This is a genomic window from Dyadobacter koreensis (genome assembly GCF_900108855.1).
GTDB lineage: Bacteria > Bacteroidota > Bacteroidia > Cytophagales > Spirosomataceae > Dyadobacter > Dyadobacter koreensis.
In genome coordinates this window covers 138,244-162,420 of the sequence record NZ_FNXY01000007.1, presented here as the reverse complement: position 1 = coordinate 162,420, position 24,177 = coordinate 138,244, and the positions used below count along the sequence as shown (strand labels likewise).

The 24,177-nt window shown below is 41.1% G+C and carries 19 protein-coding genes, 2 tRNA genes and 1 pseudogene; 12 read left to right on the top strand and 10 right to left on the bottom strand.

The window, feature by feature from the left end; genetic code table 11:
- Positions 1 to 65 precede the first annotated feature (65 nt).
- A complete protein-coding gene (locus BMY70_RS22085) occupies positions 66 to 1,268 on the bottom strand; it encodes a FecR family protein (RefSeq protein ID WP_090338470.1) in 1,203 nt (400 codons plus the stop codon).
- Positions 1,269 to 1,363: 95 nt separating this feature from the next.
- Positions 1,364 to 1,951 carry an RNA polymerase sigma factor gene (locus BMY70_RS22080; RefSeq protein WP_090338469.1) on the bottom strand — a complete coding sequence of 196 codons (588 nt, stop codon included), beginning with the start codon at positions 1,949 to 1,951 and terminating at the stop codon, positions 1,364 to 1,366.
- 571 nt (positions 1,952 to 2,522) lie between these two features.
- Here BMY70_RS22080 and BMY70_RS22075 point away from each other — a divergent pair.
- The 5 genes from BMY70_RS22075 to BMY70_RS22050 all read left to right on the top strand — a co-directional run bounded on the left by BMY70_RS22075 (position 2,523) and on the right by BMY70_RS22050 (position 10,891).
- A complete protein-coding gene (locus BMY70_RS22075; protein ID WP_090338468.1) occupies positions 2,523 to 4,910 on the top strand; it encodes a TonB-dependent receptor in 2,388 nt (795 codons plus the stop codon).
- A gap of 102 nt (positions 4,911 to 5,012) precedes the next feature.
- Complete coding sequence (locus BMY70_RS22070; protein WP_229209726.1) at positions 5,013 to 5,897, top strand: DUF4249 domain-containing protein; 885 nt, start codon at positions 5,013 to 5,015, stop codon at positions 5,895 to 5,897.
- A 20-nt stretch (positions 5,898 to 5,917) separates the two neighbouring features.
- Complete coding sequence (gene xth / locus BMY70_RS22065) at positions 5,918 to 6,763, top strand: exodeoxyribonuclease III (protein ID WP_229209725.1); 846 nt, start codon at positions 5,918 to 5,920, stop codon at positions 6,761 to 6,763.
- Positions 6,764 to 7,246: 483 nt separating this feature from the next.
- Complete coding sequence (locus tag BMY70_RS22055; protein WP_090338465.1) at positions 7,247 to 9,436, top strand: sialate O-acetylesterase; 2,190 nt, start codon at positions 7,247 to 7,249, stop codon at positions 9,434 to 9,436.
- Positions 9,437 to 9,676: 240 nt separating this feature from the next.
- On the top strand, positions 9,677 to 10,891 hold the full coding sequence (locus BMY70_RS22050; protein ID WP_090338818.1) for an MFS transporter: 1,215 nt from the start codon (positions 9,677 to 9,679) through the stop codon (positions 10,889 to 10,891).
- Positions 10,892 to 11,022: 131 nt separating this feature from the next.
- On the opposite strand, the gene BMY70_RS22045 is transcribed toward BMY70_RS22050, so the two are convergent.
- A complete protein-coding gene (locus BMY70_RS22045) occupies positions 11,023 to 12,117 on the bottom strand; it encodes a PDZ domain-containing protein (protein WP_177197107.1) in 1,095 nt (364 codons plus the stop codon).
- Positions 12,118 to 12,742: 625 nt separating this feature from the next.
- Here BMY70_RS22045 and BMY70_RS22040 point away from each other — a divergent pair.
- The 5 genes from BMY70_RS22040 (at position 12,743) to BMY70_RS22020 (ending at position 15,667) form a co-directional block, all read left to right on the top strand.
- Complete coding sequence (locus BMY70_RS22040) at positions 12,743 to 13,072, top strand: hypothetical protein (RefSeq protein ID WP_090338463.1); 330 nt, start codon at positions 12,743 to 12,745, stop codon at positions 13,070 to 13,072.
- 189 nt (positions 13,073 to 13,261) lie between these two features.
- Positions 13,262 to 13,597, top strand: coding sequence for a cupin domain-containing protein (locus BMY70_RS22035; protein WP_090338462.1), 336 nt, complete (start codon positions 13,262 to 13,264; stop codon positions 13,595 to 13,597).
- A 371-nt stretch (positions 13,598 to 13,968) separates the two neighbouring features.
- Positions 13,969 to 14,052, top strand: a tRNA-Leu gene (locus tag BMY70_RS22030).
- A 23-nt stretch (positions 14,053 to 14,075) separates the two neighbouring features.
- Positions 14,076 to 14,148: transfer RNA gene (locus BMY70_RS22025), tRNA-Lys, on the top strand.
- Between the two features lie 226 nt (positions 14,149 to 14,374).
- Positions 14,375 to 15,667, top strand: a complete 1,293-nt coding sequence (locus BMY70_RS22020) for a site-specific integrase (RefSeq protein ID WP_090338461.1) — start codon at positions 14,375 to 14,377, stop codon at positions 15,665 to 15,667.
- Between the two features lie 321 nt (positions 15,668 to 15,988).
- Here BMY70_RS22020 and BMY70_RS22010 read toward each other — a convergent pair whose 3' ends face one another.
- Both BMY70_RS22010 and BMY70_RS22005 read right to left on the bottom strand, forming a co-directional pair.
- Positions 15,989 to 16,312 carry a helix-turn-helix domain-containing protein gene (locus BMY70_RS22010; RefSeq protein ID WP_090338459.1) on the bottom strand — a complete coding sequence of 108 codons (324 nt, stop codon included), beginning with the start codon at positions 16,310 to 16,312 and terminating at the stop codon, positions 15,989 to 15,991.
- 194 nt (positions 16,313 to 16,506) lie between these two features.
- Complete coding sequence (locus BMY70_RS22005; RefSeq protein WP_090338458.1) at positions 16,507 to 17,061, bottom strand: antirestriction protein ArdA; 555 nt, start codon at positions 17,059 to 17,061, stop codon at positions 16,507 to 16,509.
- A 582-nt stretch (positions 17,062 to 17,643) separates the two neighbouring features.
- Between BMY70_RS22005 and BMY70_RS22000 the strand changes: the two genes are divergently transcribed.
- Positions 17,644 to 18,084: an energy transducer TonB gene (locus tag BMY70_RS22000; RefSeq protein WP_090338457.1), complete on the top strand. Its 441-nt coding sequence runs from the start codon at positions 17,644 to 17,646 to the stop codon at positions 18,082 to 18,084.
- Positions 18,085 to 18,284: 200 nt separating this feature from the next.
- Here BMY70_RS22000 and BMY70_RS21995 read toward each other — a convergent pair whose 3' ends face one another.
- On the bottom strand, positions 18,285 to 18,824 hold the full coding sequence (locus BMY70_RS21995; protein WP_090338456.1) for a hypothetical protein: 540 nt from the start codon (positions 18,822 to 18,824) through the stop codon (positions 18,285 to 18,287).
- Positions 18,825 to 19,444: 620 nt separating this feature from the next.
- Positions 19,445 to 20,134, bottom strand: a complete 690-nt coding sequence (locus BMY70_RS21980; RefSeq protein ID WP_177197106.1) for a hypothetical protein — start codon at positions 20,132 to 20,134, stop codon at positions 19,445 to 19,447.
- A gap of 562 nt (positions 20,135 to 20,696) precedes the next feature.
- Here BMY70_RS21980 and BMY70_RS21975 point away from each other — a divergent pair.
- A pseudogene (locus BMY70_RS21975) lies at positions 20,697 to 20,819 on the top strand (transposase); the annotation flags it as partial.
- Between the two features lie 633 nt (positions 20,820 to 21,452).
- On the opposite strand, the gene BMY70_RS21965 reads toward BMY70_RS21975, so the two are convergent.
- Genes BMY70_RS21965 through BMY70_RS21955 form a run of 3 tightly spaced genes read right to left on the bottom strand, consistent with a single transcriptional unit; the run spans position 21,453 to position 24,129 of the window.
- Positions 21,453 to 22,574 carry a phosphoketolase family protein gene (locus BMY70_RS21965; RefSeq protein ID WP_090338452.1) on the bottom strand — a complete coding sequence of 374 codons (1,122 nt, stop codon included), beginning with the start codon at positions 22,572 to 22,574 and terminating at the stop codon, positions 21,453 to 21,455.
- Between the two features lie 9 nt (positions 22,575 to 22,583).
- The gene (locus tag BMY70_RS21960) at positions 22,584 to 23,777 is read right to left on the bottom strand and encodes an acetate/propionate family kinase (protein WP_090338451.1); all 1,194 of its coding nucleotides are present in this window, start codon (positions 23,775 to 23,777) and stop codon (positions 22,584 to 22,586) included.
- A complete protein-coding gene (locus tag BMY70_RS21955; RefSeq protein ID WP_090338450.1) occupies positions 23,770 to 24,129 on the bottom strand; it encodes a cupin domain-containing protein in 360 nt (119 codons plus the stop codon). Before BMY70_RS21955 ends, BMY70_RS21960 begins: the two co-directional genes overlap by 8 nt.
- Positions 24,130 to 24,177: the final 48 nt, after the last annotated feature.

The window sequence follows — 24,177 nt, the reverse complement described above, 5'->3', positions numbered from 1 at the left end:
TCATGGATTCAAGAGGTTAAGTAATTGAATGGAATATTAAACGGTATACAATATACGACATGGGTTTAGGGTGAGATTATAATTTTTTTATTGTCAATTCTGCAATTAACGCCTGCATATTTTAGCATAGTAAGCAGCTCGGAAATATTCACGTCCATCGAAACTTTGCCTGTAAACTGTCTCACCGGTATGGCTCCCTGGTATTCAATTTCAACGTCATACCATCTTCCTGCTTTTTTCATTACTTCGGCAATACTTGCATCACGGAAGAAAAACAGTCCTTTTTTCCATGCAATCGCTTCATCAATATCTACTTCTTCGGTCGTGATATTTCCGGATCTGCCAACAGATGCCTGCTGACCAGGCCTTAGACGTTTGTTGGTGTTTTTATTGGTTAAAGAAACGGAGCCTTCGATCAGCGTAGTTTTAGAGAATGCTTCGTCCCGATAAGCCATGACGTTAAAGCTTGTGCCTAAAACTTCTATTTCAGTATCTTGAAACAGAACTTTGAAAGGCTTGCTTTTATCTTTTACTACCTCAAAATAAACTTCGCCGGTAACTTCAACTTTCCTTTCATTTTTTGAAAAGAAGGCTGGGAACTTGATAGACGAAGAAGAGTTCAGCCAAACCTTACTTCCATCAGGCAAAACAATTTGGTACTGTCCGCCTTTTGGGGTTGACAAAGTGTTTATCTGGTTAGTAATCTTTGTGTTATCTTGTTTTGATGAGTTGTAAACGAGCTGCCCGTTTTCCTTTTTACTAACTTCGGTAGAGCCTTGCCTGGCGAGAATTCCGTTTGCTGCACTGTCTAGAATGATTGTCGAGCCGTCAGAAAGCGTAAGCATTGCGCGGTTGCCGCCAGGTGGCACGTCTTTGGTGACAGGTTGCACCAAGCCAACAGTTTGTATTTCAGATTTTGACCGGAACTTGTACAATGCACCAAATCCGAAAATCAAGATTATGGCTGCTGCGGCATATCTCCACCAGTAAAAGCTTCGCAAAACCGGCGGTTCCATATCTTCTTCTTCATGATGGCCATTAGTTGCCAGACTAATGATCGAGTCGAAGATTTTTTCACTTTGCTGTGGCGAGAAAAAATCTTGGTCGCCCGCTGTCTGATCCCAGGCCCTTTGGAGCAATTCGTTAAGTTCCTGATTGCTTTTTGCCTCCTTAATGATCGCCATCAGTTCATCGGTTTCCAAAGAAGTCGCCTCCCCGCAGTAGTAACGGTTGAACAGATAAGTCAGACGGGTAGAAAATTCGCTCATAGCTTAACAATTAGATCTGGCGCACACGAAACGTTTGTGTTTGTACACAAGACAGAAAAATTGTTAAAAAAGGGGGTATCGGAATGTGATTATTTTTAAATAAAATTGGATATAAAAATTAACAGACTGATAGTCAATCGCTTGCGAATATAACATGTGATTGATTCTGTGGAAATTTGAAGATATTTTTTTACGGTTTCGCGGGAAAGGCTCAGACGTTCCGCGATCTCCGTATACTGAAGTCTCTCATGACGGCTTAGCAAATAAACAAGTCTTTGCTGCGGCGGAAGATGGTCAATCGCTTCGTCGACAAGAATATAACGTTCACTTTCCTCTCCGGAATCCTCTGCGCCGATTTCGTAACTAACCTCGGCCAATTCTTTGGTTAAAGCTTTATCCTGCGCCATTTTTTTGAGACAATTGAGCGCATGATTTTTTGAAACAACATGAAGATAAGCTTTGAAGTTTGCAACATCAGCCAGAGCTGTTTTGTTTGTCCATATCTTCAAAAAAACGTCCTGAACAACTTCTTCGGCCAGCTCATGCGATTTGGTAATGTTGTAAATGTAGCCACCCAGCCTTTGGTGGTAATGATTAAATAACCATCGGAATGCTCTCTCATCGCCATTGGCGACTAGCTGTAAAATTTCTCTTTCGTCTACGGTTAGAGCTGGGTATGACATTTGTCAAATGGTGTCATTGGGTTATTGTAACCGGAATCATTCTTCAACATCAAGACAAATGTAAATGAAACTTGACAAAATAATAAATTTTTTATAATTAAAGTCTGATCGGAGCTGAAGCGCGCTTGATACAGACGAAAATTACGGATGCATGGCGGACGTGAACGCAATCAACAGCAGCGGCCGGATTAACCGGCAAGACCACAATTTTCGAAGATGATCTTTTTTTGGCTGTCGGACACGAAAGGAAAGATGATCGGCTGACTGAAAACTTGGTACTACTTTCGACCAAGCTGCATATGCCCGGCCTGTTTTTGTTTTCAGTGAGCAAATCCAGCTTCTGAGGAAGTTTCTATTATTCCTTTTTTAAATTAAATGTTAACAGTATACAACCTTTTATATTCCTTTTAGCTCTTTGTAGTGACATGGATCAAAATGCTCTTTATATTACGGAAAAAACATCCAAAAATTTTATCCGCAGATAGTATGTACTAATGATTATTTTAAATAATTCCTGAATAGTAGATTTTTAAATATAGATTAGAGTCACTTCATTCAATAACTTTCTCCAATGCAAAAAAAGTTTTACCAGTTTTTACTTCTTGTTTTTGTTTCATTCCAAACTTTTGGCCAGGAACGGATCACCGTTAGTGGTTTTGTCAGAGAAAGCGGAAGTCGGGAATTACTTCCCGGTGTCAACGTGTATATAGAAAATTCAGGATTTAACACTGCCACCAATACTTATGGATTTTATTCATTAACGATTCCTAAATCTGATTCCATTCTAATTTCATACTCTTTTGTAGGTTATGAAAAGCAAAATATACCTATCACCGCAAAATCTGATAAGCAATTAAACATCGAGCTTTTTTCTGCCAATCAGCTTGAGGAGGTTCTGGTCTCTGAGCGCCGCACAAGCGAGAAGGTAAGCGAGTCCGTTCAAATGAGCAAAATTGAGGTGCCGATTTCCCAGATTAAAAAACTGCCTGCTTTCTTTGGTGAGAAAGACGTTATCCGTGTCCTGCAGCTTATGCCAGGTGTACAGAAGGGAACCGAAGGGCAAACCGGCTTATACGTAAGAGGTGGCGGGCCGGATCAAAATCTGATTATTCTGGATGATGCGGTTGTATATAATGCGAGCCATCTTTTTGGATTCTTTTCTGTTTTTAATGGGGATGCACTAAAAAGCGTCGAGCTCACAAAAGGAGGTTTTCCGGCGCGTTATGGCGGACGGCTTTCTTCTGTTGTTGAGATGAACATGAAAGAAGGTGCAAAAGATAAACTTCACGGAGAAGGAGGAATAGGCCTGATTTCTTCTAGGTTGACTCTGGAAGGGCCGCTGGCAAATAAAAAAGCATCATTTCTGTTTTCAGCCAGGAGGACTTACATTGATGTCCTTGCTGCTCCTTTGATTGCTCAGCAGCAGGTTGGTAGTAATACGAAAGTCAAGCCTGGCTATTATTTCTACGATCTGAACGCTAAAATAAATTATGATTTTGGAGCAAAAAATAAGGTTTATATCAGCGGATATTTCGGACAGGACAGATTCAAGGTCAGTGAAAAGGAAACGGATAGTGAAAATAAATCGGGGCTGGACTGGGGAAATGCTACGGCGACCTTGCGCTGGAATCATCTGATCAGCCAGAAACTTTTTGTAAACACCTCTCTCATATACAGTCATTTCAATTTCGGTATTTTTTCTAATGAAAAAGATTTGAAAGACGGCGTCGTTACGGATCAATTCAGTCTTGATTATAATAGTCTTATCCGTGATTTCAGTTTAAAGACCGATTTTGACTTTTACCCCAATACCAAACACTGGATGAAGTTCGGAGTTCAGGCAACAGCTCATAAATTTGTCCCTTCGGCATTGGCGATTGCGGGTGATTTCTCAAACAATGATTTGAATTTACAGGCAAAGCCAATTTACACCTATGAATCGGGAATTTATGTGGAAGATACCTGGCAGCCTTTCAAAAGTCTTAAAGTAAATGCTGGCGTTCGTTTAAGTACTTTCCAGACCTCAACCAAAACGTACGTTCGCCCGGAGCCAAGAATTTCTGCTGCCTGGAAACTGGCAAACGACTTTTCTATGAAAGCTTCTTATGCGAAAATGAATCAGTATGTCCACTTGCTTAGTAACACAGGACTTGGATTGCCGACCGACTTATGGGTTCCGACAACGGACCGTGTCGCGCCACAACAATCAAGTCAGGTGGCTGTCGGATTTGCTAAAGATTTGGAGCAGCCTGGACTTGCTCTGACGCTGGAAGGTTATTACAAAAAGATGAACAATATCATCAGCTACAAAGAAGGATCGTCTTTCATCAGTCTGGATGGGGAAAATGCCAATGAACTGAATTGGGAAGATAATGTAACAGCCGGCAAAGCGTGGTCTTACGGAGCTGAATTCATGGTTCAGAAAAAAACGGGGAAGCTTTCCGGATGGATTGGTTACACCCTGTCCTGGACAAGGTGGAAGTTTCCTGAACTGAATTTCGGTGAGACGTTTTTTCCGCGTTACGACAGGCGTCATGATATATCGGTTGTCGGTATCTACGAATTAAGTAAACGCATAACCCTTTCAGCCACTTGGGTATATGGGACAGGAAATGCGCTCACCTTACCGGTTTCAAGGTTTACGACTTACAGAAATGAATATTTTGTTAATGGATTCAGTAATTATTATCCCAATACTACGACCGAATATGACAAGAAAAATTCATTCAGGGCCGAGGCATACCATCGCATGGACTTAGCCATTCAATTTCATAAAAAGAAAAAGAGGCATGAGCGGACATGGGAATTCGGGCTTTATAATGCCTATAATCGGAAAAACCCATTTTTTTATAATATAGATCGCAAGGAAGGAAATAAGCCAAATGAGTATGTGAATGTACTGACTCGTTACTCTCTTTTTCCGGTATTGCCCTCGTTTAGTTACAATTTTAAATTTTGACAGTCAGGCCGGTTGTTATCAATTTCGAATAAACTTTTTATGCATTTATATAAATACTTCATAATCTGCTTTTGCCTTGCAATACTCTTCGGATGTGAAAACATGGTAAACGATCTGGACGAAGACCAGCTGCCTCATATAGAATCCAAGCTGGCCGTTGAGTGTTATATTTCCCCGCAGTCCGAACAAATTATTGTCAGGGTAACGGCTTCGCAACCCCTGTTTGGGCCGTCAACTTTTGAACCGGTTACAATAAAAAATGCGGCTGTTACTTTGTCGGGAGAAACAACGTCCGTTCAAATTCCTTTTATCGATTCCACGGGTGCTTATATTATTCCAGCCAGTAAATTCAAAGTTGAAGCAGGTAAAAAGTACACGCTCCTGGTAGACGACGGAAAACGGGTCGTAAAAGCAAGTTGTGTGGTACCTGCTAAAAAGGCTGTTGTCAAAAGTTATGTTATCGATACGATTCCCGGGCCGAGATTTTCGACAGATACGGTTGCCAGGGTTCGGCTGTCCTGGGACGATATCAAAGGTGAAACTAATTATTATACAGTCAGAGGGTTTTCAATTACGGAACAAACTTATCCAGGCTACATTCCGGAGACGGGAGGGTCTGGCCCGGTTCGCAGTGATAATAAGAGCAGGCTGGACATTGACAGCGAGTATCTTGTCAATGATATCAATCTGGACGGGATTACCTTCAATGCGCCAATTTTTTATGTTTATTTACCCAGAAATTTTATGTTTCAGTATGTTGACGACAGCGGGAAACTTGCAACCGCTTACTCTGATCCAAAATTTAAGGAGGTTTATGTTGAAATACTTAATTTGGATGAAAACTATTACAAGTTCCACCGCTCGCTAAAAGACATTCAAAATAATGACAATCCATTCGTAGAACCGACACTCATTTATACGAATATCGAAGGGGGACTAGGGTGTTTCGGGGCTTACAACGTAGGAAGTCTAAGTATAAAACCCTGAACAGGTTAAATCAGCCCGTAATGAGAACCGGATTTGGCCTGGTTCTGTTAGCAGACCAGGATATAGATTTGTTCAGATGTTACCTTGGAATTATGAAAATTGCAACCTATAACGTCAATGGTGTAAATGGCCGCTTGCCGGTTTTACTGCGTTGGCTGGAAGAAAAGCAACCTGATGTAGTTTGTCTGCAGGAATTGAAAGCGCCGCAGGAAAAATTTCCCGAGCAGGCGATCAACGATGCCGGATATAAGGCAATCTGGCAGGGACAGAAAAGTTGGAATGGCGTGGCAATTCTTTCCAAAGGATACGAAATTAAAGAAGTCCGGCGCGCGCTTCCGGGCGATCCGGAAGATATGCACAGCAGATATATTGAAGCAATCATCAATGGAATTTTGATTGGATGTCTTTATTTGCCAAATGGGAATCCGGCGCCCGGACCTAAATTCGACTATAAACTTGCCTGGTTTGAACGTTTTAAAATTCATGCTGCTTCCTTGCTTTCCGAGAAAATTCCCGTTGTGCTTGCCGGAGATTATAATGTGATTCCTACCGGACATGATGTGTACAAACCGGAAAGATGGATCGATGATGCTTTGTTCAGACCGGAAACTCGTGCTGCTTTTGAAACGCTGGTAGGACAGGGGTGGACAGACGCAATAAGGAAGATATACCCGGATGAGGTAATTTATACGTTCTGGGATTATTTCAGAAATGCCTACGGGCGAAATGCCGGTTTAAGAATTGATCATTTTCTATTAAGCCCTCAACTGGGAAGCCGTCTTCTGCAAGCAGGTGTTGACAAAGATGTCAGAGGTTGGGAAAAATCCAGCGACCACGCGCCTACATGGATTGAGCTTACGGATTAAGCTCTTTTGATATATAAAGCAAGTAATTTGTGCTTACAGCCAGTTTCTTCCCCACGCGGTAGAAACTGGCTGTAAGCTTTTTTTAGTTTCAAGATAACCTAAAAATATATTTGTGACTTTTTTGAAACTGATACGTACTCTCAAGAAAGCTTATTTTCCGGATTGAGATTATTCCCGGATTGGAAGTTGTTGCCGGTCAATTTTATTAATCCAAATTTTGCCCTGCCCATAGTTCAAGTGCTCAGATGATGCCCCAGGTTGATTTTATAGATTTTAAGAATAATTGTAAAATTTTATGTGCCCGGCAGTATAATAAAATATATTTTTGCATTTCCCTCATTAATGAAATAGTCATGAAGTTAGAGTCAGAATACTTGTTTTTTACTGCATACCGGTCAAAAAAAGATGAAGTTATGGTACATAACTGCGACTTCCATCAGAATTAATGTTGACGGTAAATTTTAAAACAGTAAAAAAGATCAGGTGAACAAAGGTTTATTTTCCCTTCGAATTCTATTATTCAGTTTTTTTATTTTTTCCAATGTACAGGCAAAAGCGCAGATTGATGTGACATCTCCGTTGGAAAGGTCAGTTTTTCAGCGTGATCTCGGCGGTTCGGCCGACGTAACAATCAGTGGGAATTATGCCATACCTGTTGATAAAATTGAATTTCGGGCAACGCCGGTTATGGCTGGACAAGGAAAAGAAATTTCCTGGACAACATTACAGGACAAACCGTCTGGCGGATTGTTCAGCGGAACTGTAAAAATGTCCGGAGGATGGTATAAGGTTGAAGTTCGGGCAAGTAAGTCAGGTATTCAAGTAGGTAATATTGACGAAATATCCAAAGTCGGGGTGGGAGAGGTGTTTATTATCTCGGGGCAGTCCAACGCTCAGGGCGAAGATGAAACGGACCGGTCTTTAGCTCTTCCTCCACCTGCCAAAGATGACCGTGTTAATTATATCGTTTATGATAATGATGCAATAAATAACTGGCTCGAAACACCCGTCGCCAATATTCAGCCTTTGCAGTTGCAAACGCCCTGGACTGATCAAAGCCAGAACCCCAATATTATGGGACCCAGAGGGCATACGGCATGGTGCTGGGGAATCCTGGGCGATTATCTTGTACAACGTTTAAAGGTTCCCGTACTGTTCATCAATACTGCCTGGTCAGGAACATCGATCAGGAACTGGCGCGAGAGCAGCCAGGGAATCGTCACAACGAGTCCATATTCTGCGACATATCAGTTGCCTTTTCAAATGCCTTACGCCAATTTGAAACTGGCCATGCAGTATTACGTAAAACCATTCGGTGCCCGGGCAATTCTTTGGATGCAGGGCGAAGCTGACAATTACCCTTTAAATACAGCGAGCTCTTCATACAAGGATGATATGAAATCAGTAATATCTAAATTAGCCTCTGATATTGGTCAAAATACTACTTGGGTAATTGCTCGGGCTTCGAAGGCCGGCAATGCTTCGGGCATCTCTGTTGCCAATTCAAATGTTATTGCAGGTCAAAATGCAGTATTAAATGAACTTCCGGAAATAACCTATCCCGGCCCGGAGACAGACAATTTGCCGGCCGAGCGAAAAGACGGCACCCACTTTTTAGGAGCGACCGCTTTGACGGTTCTAGCAAATGCATGGAACGATAATCTGAACGACGATTTTTTTTCAAAAGTTAGGCCGGTCAGCCCTTCGGATGAACCAAAAATTTTGAGTGTTTGTGCTGATAATAATTTGTTCGTTAACCTCTCCTTGCCAGACGGCTACATGTCATACGACTGGACCGTAGAAGTAAATGGGAATGTTCGCTCAGTCAAAGGAAAATCTATAAGTGTCAACGGGCCAGGACGATACATGGCGACGCTGAAAGATGTTTTTGGAAACGCGGTACGCACACAGACAATGGTCATCACTGGTTCTGTAAAACCTGCGAAGCCAACAATCCGGGAAATCGGCTCGCAGCAAGCCTGCGCAGATTCATCTTTCACATTTTCAATTAATGCTGGAAATGATCTTTACAACTGGTTCAGGCAGGGCGAAGAAAAAAGTCTGCTGACTGGTACTAAACTGATCGTTTTGAATAGCGGGAATTATTTTGTGAGAAGTGAAAATGTCTTTGGCTGTTTATCTGATAATTCTGAATTGTCTTCGTTGAATATCCGTCCCATACTTCCTATACCCATTACTGAAAGAACAGGCCCGTTTACAGCAGAAGCACTTATTGATCAATCTGATCTAAACGAAAAATATGATTGGAAACGCGGAGATGAAATTATTCTTTCTTCAACAGGAAACACACTTCGGACAATGCAAACCGGAAAGTATGCTGCAAGTGTGGCTGTCACATATATCTTGGAGAGTAACACCTTGACCTGCTATTCTCCTTATTCGGAGCAACTGGAAATCGTAACGGAAGGTCCGTCGGATATTGTAGTTTTTCCTAATCCAGGGACTCGTGATGAGATTTATTTGGAATCCCGTGAAGGTATTTTGGGTGCAGAAATAACGGTTTATGATCTCCATGGGAAGACGATGATGACAATTAATCGGGATTTGAGAAGCCAGATAAAAATTCCGGTGGGCAATCTGGCGCCAGGGAAATATGTGATACGGATAAAGGGTGGAAATGGCAGTGTAAGCAGGCCGTTTGTTGTTCTATGAAACCTTTGATCTGCGGCTGATTTTTCGTAAAAGTTTTTTATTCATTACACTTTACTGGTTGTGAGTGGATTAAATATTTTCTCGCAGGAGTTTCCGCTTGAAAGTACGGACAAGAAACCTGTTTTCTATTATTCATGTTGAGTAAACGCGCGGATGCAAATCAGCACTGAGGCCTCTGCGCGCTTATTAATTGATTTATTGGGAACAGAGTTTTATCCCATAGTATTTAAAAGAGTAAAAATGTTAACACAAGTTTCGTCGCCGAAGTATATCAGAGAAGAGCGCAAGGGGATCGCCACACTGTTAGCCTTCGCTTTAATTCCATTGTCAGGATTTGCTACTGACATATACCTTCCCTCATTGCCGTCGATGGCAGCGACTTTGCAGGCGACCGACATTCAGGTTCAGCTTACACTAACCCTGTTTTTGATCAGTTACGGTGTTACCCAACTATTTATCGGAAGTGTACTCGATAGTTTCGGGCGTTATAAAATTGGTCTTTATGGTTTAGTTATTTTCGCATTAGCAAGTATTGTTATCGCCAACACGCATAATATTTACATGATCTATGTAATGCGTATTGTCCATGGAATTACCGTTGGGGCGATCGTTGTATCAAAACGTGCCTATTTCATCGACCTTTTTTCAGGAGAGCAGCTCAAACATTATTTAAGCCTTTTTTCCATAATATGGTCTACCGGCCCAATCATTGCACCGTTCCTGGGCGGGTATCTGCAAACCTCACTCGGTTGGGAATCGAACTTTTATTTTCTTGCACTATTTGCAGCCATCATGGCGATTCTTGAATATATTTTCAGCGGAGAAACGCTCCGGCAATTTTCAGATTTCAACATTAAAAAGATAGCAGGTATATATGGAAATATGATCGGGACATCCAGCTTTACACTTGGCCTATTCATGATCGGCCTTGCGTACAGTATGGTGATGATCTATAATATGACAGGTCCGTTCATCATCGAGCATGAGCTGAATATGTCACCCGTTGTATCTGGTTATAGTTCATTGGTTTTGGGGTTTGCATGGCTTGTCGGCGGGTTTATAGGCAAAGCAACGATCAACAAACCGTTCTTCCGGAGAATCTCTCTTAATATTGGGTTGCAGGTTATTTTTGTAATGGTGATGTTAGCCAGCATCCAGTTTATTTCCGGACTTTATTCATTAGTATTTTTCGCTTTCATCATTCATGTCTGCGCTGGTTTTACTTTTAACAATTTTTTTACTTATTGTTTGAGTCGCTTCCCAACAAACGCAGGTATAGCCAGCGGACTAAGCGGTGGTATCAATTACGTGATTGTATCATTTCTTAGTTATGGAATTGTTTTTTTATTACCAGCGAAAGATGAATATAATTTAGGATATAGTTATGCTTTGCTGATTCTGGCTTCCGTTTTGGTAATGTTTGTCCTGCGGTCCAGAAAAGACGGTCTTTCTTAATTTTTGAAAAGTGTTTATCAAAGAATATCCACTCATCATCGAATAATGACCGAAATCCGATAATAGTTCTCTATCAAAGCTTCAAACATTTAAGAATTACAAATCCAATAAATTTCACACTGCATTCAGACTTAAATCCTTCGTTTCAATACCAGGAATATATTTTGATATTTTTTATTTCTGAAAATTTCCAGCAAAATGCTGCGGTTATTTTTAGATTTGAAAAACTCATCAATTTCTTCCAAAGACATCCCTGACACAGGTTTCAGATTGATGGATAATATTTCGTCGTCTTTTTGCAAGCCAGCCTGGTCGCCCGAAGAACCTGGCTCTACTCTGCTAATAATCACGTGCCTGAAATCGGGGCCGCCGGCAAAAAATTCTAACCCGCTCATATCATGCTCAAATGGATCGCCAAATCGCTGGGTCGGTTTCAGATACATGGCATGGTCTTGATAGTTTAAAGTTATCGTAAAACGTTTTAAAATTCCTAAACCCAGATTTCCATCACGTTTTACGATCAATCGTTCTCGTTTAAATGCGTCCATTTCCGGAAATGCGGTGAGTACATGTCTGAACTTATATTTGCCAATTTCTATTCTGTTGATTCGGCTGATAAAACCGCTGATCGGACCAGTAAACCCCATTCCCAAGTTTGCCATTGCGAGCTTAGGATACCCATCCTCATGATGCGCGGCGTCTTCTAAGGAAAGTGAATGTCCGGCCCCAATATCAACGACAAGCTTACTTTTCTTCTTTGTGCCGTCCGGTAAAACCAGATGCGCTTCAACATAAGGTTTTCTGTTCTCAATTGTTATAGGAATTTTATCCCGTCTTTTGCCAACTTTCAAGTCCTTTGGACGGCAGACGGTAAGTTTATACTCTGTGAAGTCAATTTCGACTGCAAGATTATTGAAAAATTCGTAGCCCAGTAGACCATGAATATGCGTTCCGGTATAATTTGAGAGTCCGAAATGATCTTCCTTAAAAATAACCGCGCCGATACCATTGCTGTAAACATCAGGCATTGAAATATTGAGGGAAGAGGCGATGTAGGCTTCGAAAGATTCACCGTCGCCAAGGCCATATAATTGAACAGTCTTTTTGTACGATATATTTATTGAATCGACCAATCGGGGCTCGGTAATAACCATTAAACCAACGCCTGTATCGAGAATGAAGTTATATGGGCCGTTATTGTTTATTTTTAGTTCAATGACAACCATGTTCCGAACCATTTTGAACGGAATTGTTACTCGTTTTTTATGGTCTGCCAAATTGAAGCTTTGAGCTTTCGCGCATAAGGTCGACACACAATTTGTAAAAAACAGTAATACAAAAAACAATGTGAAGCATTTAAGGCGCATAATGGTGGCATGATAAAAAGCTTCGGGGCGAAAAGTTAAAAGACAAAAATTGCGTAAGCTTTTCGTATGACGTCAAGCAGCCAATTTCTTCTCTTCGACTAAGTTATAATTTTTAGAAGTTTAATCATACAAAATACAGATAATCGCTTAATGCTTTTTGCGTTTTCTTAATTAAAAAAATCTATAAAGGTCAGTTAAATACGTTTACAGGTGAAAGTGCTCTTTTTTCTCAAGTGCCAAAAGGCATATCAAATTTTCCATGTTCTGATCGGTAAATCACAGATTATAACAGTGATATACTTTCTTTCAATCATAGATTATGGTTATTAAAAAGTACCAGGGCGCTTTTGGTAATAATTTAATAATAAATATATTTTGTTGTCCTTAAGATAAAATATTGCTTCAATAACGTAATTTGAGTAATTTTCCGTTGAAGTTACTGATTTTGTAACTTTTAAGATACAAACCCTCATCATTACTTAACGTGAATAAGTCAAACATCTTCGTTCATATCGAGCTGTCCAAGCTCGTTGCTAACCTGACGACGAACATATTGTTGTCAAAGGAATATCTAAAATCCCAAGCAGGTTACTTCAACATCATACCGCCAAAGTATTTTTCCGATGCGCTGAGTCCGGAATGGCAAAGTATTATTGAAGTGATAAAACATAAGGGGCCTAAATTGGACGAGAGTGGAAGAATAGTTTCAAACGCAGTGTTGAACACAATAGAACAAATGTCCTCTGAGGAATGTATCGCTTTGGCGATGCGAATCATCAGTCTCCGGGACAAAGTTATGCAGGAATTTGAATAAGATTTTTTGAGTATATATACCAAATTTGTGGATAGTAGTATCCTAAACACCCCCGACGCCTGTTAGGGGTGTTTATTCTATTTTGCGTGAAAGAAACTCCTTTAAGTTTTCGATGTTTTAATTTTTGTCAGCAGATACCCGCGTCTTTCTTATATTTACGATTTACTGTCATTAATATAACCAGTCAAGATGCCATTTGTAAATTTTAATACCGGGAAGATAGTAAAAATCTGGGACGGTATCTCCGGCACGCTCGCGCATTCCGAGCATTCAACTTTTGGGCATTTTACTATTGAATCCGGAACCGTCCTCCCGGAGCACAGTCATATCCATGAGCAGTGGTGTCACGTACTCGAAGGAGAGTTGGAATTCACCATCAACGGAGATAGCCAGTTATTGACCGCAGGGATGACTGCATTCATCCCATCCTGGGCACCGCATTCGGCAACAGCTCGCACAACTTGTAAAGTAATTGATTGTTTTACGCCGGTGAGGGAAGATTTTGTAAAACTGGAAATGGAATAATCGCAAATTATAAATTTTCTTATATATCAATCTTGTAACTGTCGCAAAACCAGGAGCGATAAAAAGACAGCTTTTTCTTTCAGGCAGGATACACAGAATTATTTTAAAAATATTATTATTCGTCAAGTTTCTCAAATTTAGTAGTTTAGGGAGATACTCAATATTTTTTATAAAATTACTTTGTCAATTGATTTGGAACATAAAACTAAATGTATACTTTTGCATCACAATTGAGCGACACGGTAATAACGTGAAACGAAATTTAAGCTCTTAAAAAATTAGAATTGTAATTAATTAAGAGTAGTTCGGAGATAAAATAGCTTTTGCTTGCACTAGATGTTTAAATCCAACTTACAGAATTTCCTCAGTATGTCCAGGTGGTGGAATTGGTAGACACGCTACTTTGAGGGGGTAGTGCCCGTTTGGGTATGGGAGTTCGACTCTCCTCTTGGACACGATTTTACAATATACCATAAAAGATTCCGTAGCTCAGCTGGTAGAGCAATACACTTTTAATGTATGGGTCCTGGGTTCGAATCCCAGCGGGATCACAAAAGGCACACGAAAGTGTGCCTTTCTTGTTTAAAATGCGTTGATTTTCAGCACAGTTAACAAAAAAGCAGGTTATTCTGAATCAAGATAAATCAAACCATTCGGTCACCTATTCGGTCACCATTTGGATTTGGTAAATTAGGTGACCGAATGAATTTTTGATTGAGGCGATTTGATTTAAGGTTCTCCCAGAGCATTTATTTCTAACCTTAAAATGTGTTGAGAATGAAATTCAAACAAAACCTATCCCTGCTGCTATGGCTCTATCGGGGAAAAGCATCCAAAGACGGAAAAGCTCCGATCTATTTGCGCATTACCATTGACGGGCTGGACACTGACATTTCGCTAGGCCAGAAAATTCATCCTGATTTTTGGGATGGAGAGGCTAAACAGGTCAGGAGCGCAGGACTGGAAGCGAAAATGATCAATCAAAAGATCATGCAGGCACAGACGGACCTTCAAAGGCACTTTATGATGCTGCAAGCCCAGTTCGAACGGGTCACGCCTGCGATGCTAAAAAATGTCTATTTAGGTATACCTGCCATGCAGGAAAAAAAGTCTTCAAGTCAAAGCCCCCAACCAGGCATCACACTACTACATGCTTTTGATGAATTTATAGCCACCTTTGAAAAGAAGACAGAGAAGGGGATCCGTTCCAGCGGAACCCTCAGGCACTGGCGATCTACCCGAAAAAAAGTTGAGGGATTCATCTCATACCGGTACCACCGTCGTGATTTAGATTTTTCAGAGATCGATCATATGTTTGCTGACGAATTTTATGATTATCTGACGTTGCATCAGGAGCATCCACTTTCGGAAGCTACGGCCAAAAAGCAGGTCAAATGGACGCGCCAGATTGTTAAGATTGGCGTGAAGAAAAAAGTAATCGCCAGTAACCCGCTCGAAGGTTTCATCTGCTCGGGTGGCAATAAAGAGGTTCAGCCCTTGGAACTTTACGAAGTGGAGGCGATTTATCAGAAAGAACTATCCGTTGACCGTATTGCCGAAGTCAGGGACGCTTTTATTTTCCAATGTTTTACCGGCTTTGCCTACCAAGATATGTATAATTTGAGCCTGGAGAATATTGTCCGGGTGGGCAGGGCAGGCGAGATGTGGCTGATTAAAGACCGGGGTAAAACAGATGTAACGGAGATGGTGCCGATCCTTCCGATCATTCAGGAACTGATCGACAAGTATAAGAACCATTCGTATTGCAAAATCAACAACCGGTTAATTCCGGTGAATAGCAACTACCGCTACAATGTATACCTTAAAGAACTGGCCGTGATCTGTGGAGTCCGCAGGGATCTGAACACCCACTTGGCCAGACACACGTTTGCAGATATCATGCTGAACAGTGGTGTACCGCTGGAAGATGTTGGTAGAATGCTGGGCCACCGAAATATCCGGACTACACAGCGGTATGCCCGTGTCCGAAAAAACCGGATCAGTGAAAATATGGCGAAAGTGAAAAGTAAACTTTTTACCAAAACAGGTAAGCTCAAAGCGGTGGCTTAAAAAAGGAACCCACCGATGCCAAAACGGCAGCGGTGGGTTTTAAGATAGAGACGGAAGAGCATCAATAACCGGCATCAGTTCTTGCGCCTGACTTACAGGTTAATGTTGATTACCTATTCCAAATCCATTGCCAAGCACACCGTTTCCAATCGGCAATCAATTTTCCATCAGGATTGAGCCAACGTTTTTCTGAGTAGTGCTGGTAAAACTGTTGAGCGGTCTTCTGGCAGTGACCTGCCTGGATAAAATAGATCTCAACATGTTTTCGGTTGGGAGGCACCTGTGCACCCAAGCCAGCCAAAGCTAACTTCATATGTTAATTTAATTTTTGGAAACCGGTGTCTTATTGTTTTCAAACATCTTAATGATGTCTTCCCGGTCATAATAGATTATGCCGCCGAGCCTCATAAAGGCTAGCGTTCGACTTGCCCGCAGCATATGCAATTTCCCTGGTGAGATATCAAGCATTTTTCTGACCTCGCTGGATTTCAACCATTTTTTAGCTGGTAGCCCCTGATCACTTTTAATCATCTTCTGAATTGCTTCGAGCATATCGGTCTTGAAATTTTCAAGATCGGCTGCTGTGATAAGCTGGTCTCTGAACAAGACATCTCTTTTCTCACTTTCCTTTCTCTTCGTGGTCATTTCTTTACAGTTTAATGATTGAATAGATTAAGCTGGCTTTCAGGCGAGGTAAGTTACAGCTCACACTTGGCCAGAAGATATTTAACCCGCTAAAAGTAAAAAAGTGTTTTTTAGGAAAGCTTCCTAACGTTCTTTTCAGAAGAAAAAGAAGGAACAATGAAGAGCCGCTGACCAATAAGCGGCTCATAAATCGTTTATTGATCTATAAAAACATATCCTTCATATTCTGAGTATCCTTCCAAAAACAAATCTCTTCCGTATGCTTCATAGTCGAAGTATCTTTCAAGGATTTCAGGAGCTCCAGAAAGAAGTCCTGTGTCTTCTAGATATTGGTAAGCAAAATCTGTTTTCGGATCATTTCTTTTGCCGAAATATCCCTGATAAGATTCTTGAAAGCCTTCCAGTGTTTCGGAAAGATCATTTCCATTGTATGGCCAGTTGACAATCTGTGTACAGTAGATCTGAAAAGCTTCAGCATTATCGTCATCCATTTCAGAAATGGCTTCAAAATATTTGAATGCGTTTTCATGAAGACTTGACTCACTGATCAGCGAATCCGGGATATTCTCCCAGTCCTGAAACATAAGCTCGGGAAGGAATTCGTTTCTGTGGTATTCATAGCAGTCTTTGATGAACTCTTCTGCGTCGGAGTAGTCTGAAAGGTCGAACCATTTACCATATAGGGATCCATTGTTGTACATTCCATAAGTACCAACGTGGATTCTTGGCGTGTTTTCTGAAAGTTTCATAATCGAAAGGCTTTAAGTGGTTAAGCCCGGCTTGGTGCTCAGGGCAATCGCTGCCTGCCACTCAAAGAAAAAATGACGGGGTTTTCGTCCCCCTGGCTGCAAGTTCAGCCTGCGGTTTAAGGAGCGGTGACTACCGCGGTAAATAGAAGGATGGACTTGAAGCCGTCATTTTTTACTTTGTAACTTTCGTTTGCACTGACTGCTAAACGTGCGGCTGGGTTGTTTTACAAAAGGCTGATTTGAAATGGTCTTTATTCTGATTGTCATTTTAGTTTCGGAGAAGTTGACCTTGATACTGTGAAATCGTTATGGATTCTTGTTTGAAACTGCAAATCAGCGATTCTAAGTTTTTACCAAAATTCCAGAAAACGGTGGTATATCTGAGATCAGATCAGCAGCCATGAATTTAGATCTGTCTCATTGGCTAGGGATTCTTGGGAATAATCACATCTCGTGGATTTTCCAATCAAAAGTGCTCTTATATACAATTTGTTTATATATGCAATTTTTGGTATTTTGCGAAGTCCGTGTTGGTATAACTAATCGGACATTAGTTTAGTAACCATTAATCCCCACTCTATAATGAAGAAGATAAAAGACGGTCGCTACATATTCGTCAACTTCTGTTTAATGATGATTTTTTTTGTAATCAACGATTTGGTCTTTGGCCAGACTGTACAGAGAGAATTAGAAGTTTATAAACTAAGAAATGAAACAGTCGAATGTGTCTTAATTATAGAACAGCAACCAGAATTTCCGGGAGGGGTAGCGGCTTTGAAAAAGTTCTTGTCTCAAAATCTGGCCACTCCTAACAACACCAAAAAAATCAATGGAAAGGTGTTTGTGTCATTGGTGGTTAGTGTAGATGGGAGCCTCCGAGACATTTCATTGGTCAAAGGTTTGCATAGCGCGTATGATAAAGAAGCCCTTAGAGTTGTGAAAGCAATGCCGAAGTGGATTCCAGCGGTGCAATCTGGAAAGACTGTAAGTGTGAGATACTATCAACCAATTGAATTTAGATAACCAGTTGTCGAGCGAAAAATTCTTTCGAAACGGTCGTTTTTCTGAGAATGCTATAAATAACTGCTATATCAAGAAACTAAGTTTATGAGACTTTCATAATGTGTGAACGAATGGTGATATTGCCAAGGAGGATTTTGTATGGCACCTCGAACCACATTCCCCGTCTTTTTCCTATGAATTTAATAGCCTGAATAACTAAATCACCACCTGAATATTGATGGATCGATTTGAATGCTTTCTACACCTTCGGCTAGCTGGTTAATGATGCGTTCATAATCGATCAAATCACGATGCTGAAAATCAGACATCCTATTATGGTCGAAAGAATCAAAGTCACTGATTTTCCGTTCGCCCAATAAAATCAAGTATTCAGCTTCTCCATTTTCATCATGCTCTTGTATGAAAACCCGTTCCATCTGCTCCTGATAGTATTTACGGATTAGAATCGTATAACGGATTCCTCCATTTTGGTCTTGGTAGGGAACAATTAAATCGGCATGATTTTCAGGAAATAGTCTAGTGGATTTCACGTGCCCTTTTCCGAACTTTGCGACTGCTTTTAAATTGTGCTTTTTCTTATCAGGAAACATTGTATGCACAATTCTAGTATCCTTATAGGTGAGCAAATGAAGTTTCTCCGGAGGATTATCTTCATGTGTGTACAGTCCAGTATATTTGTCGAAAAGCTCAGGGCGATGGTTTTTAATTACATCTTTATTTTCAAGACTGAAAAATTGCATCCGCTACACATGTGTAAAATACCGGAGTTATATCAGGATGAAATTTGCTGGGCCGATCCAACTTTATTACTCCATTCTCAGCAGTGATCCAGTAGTTTTTGTAAACATGTCGGCTATGTCGCTCTCGTATATGCTTATATCCAGTGTGCTCATTTCCTTCGGCGAAGATCACACGTTTAATAGGTGAAATGGTATGAATAGAAGTGTCTGTAGCTTTACCGTCAATTACAATAGTATCAAGGTATCGTTTTTCACGAGTAGTAGCCTCTTTGATTATTTTTTCGATGTCCTGTTTTGAAAATAGTTTTTCTTGCATAGCTTATTTTGTAATATGAGTATTTGATCGTTGTAGGCTGTTGATAATCAATATTTTGCATCGGTCGATGGAGTAGCATTTGGTAAAAGGTATCCAATGGTGAATATCGACGCCAATGGGCTGATATGTTGATGGTACCTGTATGAGTTAAATATGCGAATAGCAGCTACGCCAGCAAGAAAATAACTGTTGTGGATTGATATTGTATATCGACCAGTAGTTTGATAGTGTTTGGTAAGGATTTGCATTGAAAACGCGAAACCATTGAAATTGCGATTGAATATAGCAATCAGCTTGGTAAGCGCTATTTGCAATCCCATACAATCCCGTCGAAAGCTCGGTATTTAATTATGAGCTTGTTCTGACTATCAAACTGGGTGTCATTATATTTCTCGCGCTCGGTATCATTGTCTACTATTTGACTTTCTATAATATTGTTTTTGGAGAAAACGGGAGCTGCGCTGCTGCTCAGGAAATAAAAGCTTTCAAACAGTTTTATAGAATTAGGGGCATTGTCATACCGATAATTTACGATGTAGTTGTTGGGAGTGTGAAGTTGCTGACAGTACTCCTTCACGATGTTACCGTTTTCATCGTAGTCGTATTGATATGTAGCGGTTTGCTTTAAATCCTCACGAGTATGCGTATTGTCAAAATTCACATACATGGTCATTGAAGTTGGCCTATTCGAACCATCATATTTAAAATCATAACGGTATTGAAGACCGTAGTCGTAAGTGTCCACTCTTTCGATTCCATGAGGACCGTACTCAAACTTTCGTAACGTATAGGCTTCAGCGCTGGAAGTATCCACAGCATGCGGACGATCAGTTAATGTCCGTTTCAAAAATCCATTCTCATACTGAAATCGCAGGTGCAACTTTGTCCTCATAATGGACGGATCAACGTAGTCACGGTAATTCTCAAATATCTTCGAAATTTGACCATTATCGGTATATTCAACGGTGTAATAGTTGTCTCGATACGATGCCAACTTGCAGGGAGTGGCCGTTATATCCGCAAATTGGGGATTTGGATCCTTGTGTTTTTTGCATGCGATCGCAATTAACAATATTAGAGTAGTGGCTAAGCAGGAGAGAAAAAACTTCATTGAAAGTTTGAAAGTGAACTGTTTAAAATTTTGCAAAGATATATATAGAATCGAAATATGTGTTTCGGAGTTGTATATTGATCGGCAGTAAACTAGGGGATTACGCATGCGAATCGCAACGAGGATAATCGCATCGTCACAACGAATGATGTCGATGATATTCCCGTTTTATATGTCCACTAACTCCAAAATCTGTCCGCCAATCGACATATTGAGCATCAATTAAACAACCGAGGTATTAGAACATCTGAAGCGTCTGAGCAACGTTAAACGGGCTAATATATCGGAAGAGACCGACCCCAGAAAAGCTATGACCTTCGTAAAGCCGAACAGGATTTTGAGGCCATCCGATTGAGATTAACTGACCTCCCCCCGGAAAACTGGACAATTAAAAACTAGAGAAAATCGGGCGATTTTGATAATTTAACCATCAGAAAAATCGCTTATGAAAAAGACAAAATTCACAGAAGCGCAGATCATTTTTGCACTGCGCCAGGCGGACACTGGCGTCCCGGTGGCAGAAGTTTGCCGAAAAATGGGTGTGAGTGAAGCCACCTATTACAACTGGAGTGTGCTATGAACTTTTGATTGGGAACAATCAAGAGGAGCTGCGTAGAAGATGGAAGAAGGCCTTCCGGAATCGGCTTACAGGAGCTGGTTTCAAACCGATGTATGCGGCTTTAATTAAGAGTTAAGGTCGTGAGCGATACATGTAACAGTAGTTTTTAACTACCAGGTGACTGTACAGAAGGTGACTGAAAAGAAACCATCGACGAGGTGTCGAAATATTAGAGACGATGTCAAAACCTGCTACTCCAGTTTAGTGGGGATAGGCCTAAGAGCTACCTGCTTACTGCTTAGGCGGCATCCTGCATATAGATGGCACGATCTGTACAGCGGCTTTTACGTGGAACATAGGAACCTGTCGTCTGAATGGCAAGGGAAACATCCAAAGCAGTGATCCTGTAAGGATAAAAGTACCGAAGTCAGACACAGGGGCGGACTGACTGGTAGTAGTGTCGAAGCTTCTGTAATGGGAGTGGAGCGAAGCGGTCAGCTTATTTAGCAGTTTATATTGATCAACTAAGCAATTGGGAGGAGTTAATGCAGACTGTAAAGTCATTTAAAATTTCGAAACAGCTTGTTTGGCAAGCCTATCTACGTGTCAAAGCCAATAAAGGTTCTGCGGGTATTGATAAGGTCACTCTAATTGATTTTGAGAAGAACTTAAAAGGGAATCTGTATAAAATCTGGAACCGGATGCCAGTTCGGCAATCAGCTTTCCATTTTCGTTAAAAAGCATATCGGGTGTATAACTTTTCATCCAGGTTTCAAGCATTTGCAGATGTTCAGGTTTGCTGGCCAGTTCGGCCAGTGGTACCTGATGTGCACGCCAGGTTCCTTCAATTTGCAGGCCGTCTACTACCTTTGGACCTGTCCATCCTTTGGGTGTATGGAAAATAATCATTGGCCAAACCGGGCGTTTTTTGAAACCATAAACCCGAGCGTCACTTTGAATCTGCCGGATTTCTTCCACGACAATATCCAAAGTTCTGGCGAGCAGCTCATGTAAGGTATCCGGATCGTCACCTTCTACAAAATAAGGATGATAACCATATCCGCGGAAAAGCTGCTCCAGCTCCTCTTTTGGAATTCTTGCCAGGATGGTGGGATTTGCAATTTTATAACCGTTCAAATGAAGGATTGGAAGTACAGCGCCGTCATGGACAGGATTTAAAAATTTGTTGGAATGCCAACTCGCTGCCAGAGCACCGGTTTCAGCTTCGCCATCGCCAATCACACAAGCTGCGATTAAGTATGGATTATCAAACACAGCTCCAAATGCATGAACGAGTGAATAACCAAGTTCGCCACCTTCGTTGATAGAGCCAGGTGTTTCCGGCGCCACGTGACTTGGGATGCCGCCAGGGAATGAGAACTGTTTGAAAAGTTTCTGCATTCCATGTTCATCCTCACCGATATTTGGATATACTTCACTGTAAGTTCCTTCCAGATAGGTATTGGCCACCAGGCCGGGTCCCCCATGACCGGGGCCCGTTACGTAAATGATATTCAGATCATACTGCCTGATAATGCGGTTAAGATGAACATAAATGAAATTTAGTCCTGGCGTGGTGCCCCAATGACCTAAAAGACGTGGTTTGATATGTTCAAGAGTCAGGGGCTCTTTAAGTAACGGATTTCCATACAGGTATATCTGGCCAACTGACAGATAGTTGGCTGCCTGCCAATAGGCGTTCATTTTTCGTAGTAAGTCCGGCGATAATGTTTTCACTTCAACTGTGATATCTTGGATTTCCATTTTTTTTCGTTAGATGACGTGATTTATAACCTGACTGACCAGCCTGGCGATCAATAATTCTTCATTTGTCGCAATCACCCGAACCTTCACTTTTCCGGAAGAGGTTGAAATAATCGGATCATTTTTTTGATTTTGTTTGTCATCCAGCTCTATTCCCAAAAAGCTGAGATCCTGACAGATCCGGTTACGTATCTCAGGAATGTTTTCACCAATTCCTCCTGAGAAAACAAGGGTATCAACGCCGCCCAGGACAGCAGCAAATGATCCGATCGACTTTTTTATCGGATAACAAAACAACTCGATTGCTTCTTCGGCCCGTTGATCTGATTTTGAGGAATCAATCAAGTCCCGCATGTCAGAACTTGTTTCAGACACGCCTAAAAGTCCTGATTCATGATTGACCAGATGACTAAACTGCTTTGGACTGAGCTTTTCAAACTGCATCATATACCAGGCGATCCCTGGATCAATGTCTCCGCTACGGGTTCCCATCATAACGCCGGAAGCCGGGGTAAAACCCATGCTGGTATCGACACTTTGCCCTTTGCTTACAGCAGTCAAACTTACTCCGTTACCAAGGTGTGCCAATATGATTTTTCCATTTGCTGCTTCTTTTCCTGCCAGACTTTCCAGTTCCTGCATGAGATAAGCGTATGACAGGCCGTGGAAACCATAACGTTGAATACCTTTTTCCTGAAGGCGTCGTGGTACAGACAATCGTTTTGCAACAGCTGGCATACTAGCATGAAACGCTGTATCAAAACAGGCAACTTGTTTTATAGCCGGATGTTGCTTGCTGAAAAGCTCTATCATCTTGATTTCTTCCGGTAGATGCTCGGGGTCGTAAGGACTGATCTTTTTAAGATAGTCAAGTAACTCTGGTGTGATTTCTTGAGGCTGAGTATGCTGCATACCGTGAACGATCCTGTGGCCAATGGCCAGAACACTGGAAAACGATGGATGCTTTTCAAGCCAATCTATCAGGAAACTTGCGGCATACGAATACGTATTTTCCTTGATTTTTATACTTTCCGACTTTTTAGATTCAGTATGTGTTAATAGTGGCCGGGTGTTTTTATTTCCAATATTTTCAAGTTTTCCGGAAAGCAGTATTTTGAAAGCCGGCTTCGCCTGATAAATGGCAAACCTGATACTGGATGAGCCTCCATTGATCGTGAGTATATGATTTATTGGGTCACTCATAACCGCTTTTTATCACCGTAGAAATCATTTTGAACTGTTCTTTGGCACGAAATGAATTCCTGGCATGGGCCGGAATGATAATTCCCTGGCCCAATTTGAGCTCGTGGTTTTGGCCATCTACAACAATTTCGGCAGATCCGTCAATGATCTGGATATAGGTGTCAAAGGCGGATGATTTCTCTGCCAGTTCTTCTCCTGTATCAAATGAAGAGACGGTGATATTACCAGTTGTCTTCCTTATAATCGTTCTGCTTAACACGGCGTTTGGAACATATTCTATGATTTCAACTATGATATGCGCGTTCGATTTCTCAATTTCAGTGTCATTTTCTTTTCTGTCTTTGCTATCCATAATGAGAGATCATTTAGTATACTTGTTTGTAAGTCACTACTAATGACT